This is a genomic window from Pseudolactococcus chungangensis CAU 28 = DSM 22330, assembly GCF_002441885.1.
GTDB lineage: Bacteria > Bacillota > Bacilli > Lactobacillales > Streptococcaceae > Pseudolactococcus > Pseudolactococcus chungangensis.
On the sequence record NZ_JXJT01000058.1, the window covers coordinates 1 to 1,415 of the forward strand.

1 protein-coding gene is annotated in these 1,415 nt (G+C 39.6%); it reads right to left on the reverse strand.

All coding sequences use genetic code 11. The features are described 5' to 3' along the window. Positions 1-34 precede the first annotated feature (34 nt). Complete coding sequence (locus RR45_RS10830) at positions 35-1,291, reverse strand: ISL3 family transposase (RefSeq protein WP_031365517.1); 1,257 nt, start codon at positions 1,289-1,291, stop codon at positions 35-37. Positions 1,292-1,415: the final 124 nt, after the last annotated feature.

The following is a 1,415-nucleotide window of genomic DNA, read 5'->3' on the forward strand; positions in this document are numbered from 1 at the left end:
GGCTCTTTGTCAACTGTAGTGGGTAGATGAAAAGCTAACATCTAGAGAGGACGAACTTCGTTCTCTCTTTCTTTATGTTCAAAGCAATCAAAACCCGTTTTTTAAAGTTTTCAAAGTTCCTGAAACCAAAGGCATTTCTCTTAATGACTTTGATGAGATTGTTGGTAGCTTCCAGTTTGGCGTTGGAATAAGGCAATTCTAGAGCATTCAAAACCTTGTCTTTGTCCTTTAGAAATGTCTTCAATACCGTCTGGAAAATAGGATTAACAGTGGCTAATTCCTGTTCGATGAGGTTAAAGAAATGGTCCGAGTTCTTCTCCTGGAAATGGAATAAGAGTAGTTGATAGAGTTCATAGTGCTGTCGTAGTTCCTCGGAGAAAGACAGGAGTTTTTCTAGGATTTCCTTGTTAGTCAAATGCATTCGAAACATAGGGCGATAAAATCGTTTATCGCTGAGTTTACGGCTATCTTGTTGTATCAATTTCCAGTAACGTTTCAAGGCACGGTATTCCTGCGATTTTCTGTTGAATTGATTCATAATTTGAATACGGACACGGTTCATAGCACGACTAAGGTGTTGCACGATATGAAAGCGGTCGAGTACAATTTTTGCATTCGGAAAAAGTTGTTTAGCAAGTTGATAATAGGGACTAAACATATCCATGGTAATCACTTTTACCCGATTTCTAACCTTTCTAGGATAGCGAAGAAAGTGGTTTCGGATGGTTGCTTGAGTTCTTCCGTCCAGAATGGCGATGACATTTAGGGAGTCGAAATCTTGAGCGATGAAGCTCATTTTCCCCTTCTTGAAGGCATACTCGTCCCAACTCATCACCTCAGGTAGGGTATTCCAATCCGTTTCAAACTTGAACTCATTGAGCTTTCTCATAACTGACGATGTTGAAATTGATAGCCTGTGTGCAATATGTTGCATTGCTTGATTTTCAATGAGTAATTGAGCGATCTTCTGGTTAACAGCGACAGAGATTTGGTGGTTTTTCTTGACAAGAGGAGTTTCAGCGACCGCCATTTTCCCACATTCTTTACACTTGAACCGACGCTTTCGAAGACGGATAAGTAAAGGGTAGCCAGCAGTTTCTAGGTAGGGGATTTTAGAAGTTTTCTGGTAGTCGTACTTAGCCATTTGTCCCTTGCATTTTGGGCATTTAGGGGCTGTGTAGTCCAAGTGACCGTGGAGTTCTAAGTGAGTTCCCATATCATATTCATCAGTGATAGTGATATTTTTGTCTTTAATTCTGAGAAAATTTGTGATAAGATTTAGTTGTTCCATATGAACCCTTTCTAATGTGAGTTTAGTCGCTTTTCATTATAGGTCATATGGGACTTTTTTTCTATACTCAAAAAGGCTCCATAATCTCCATGGTGGATTTACCCACTACAGAAATTATAGAGCC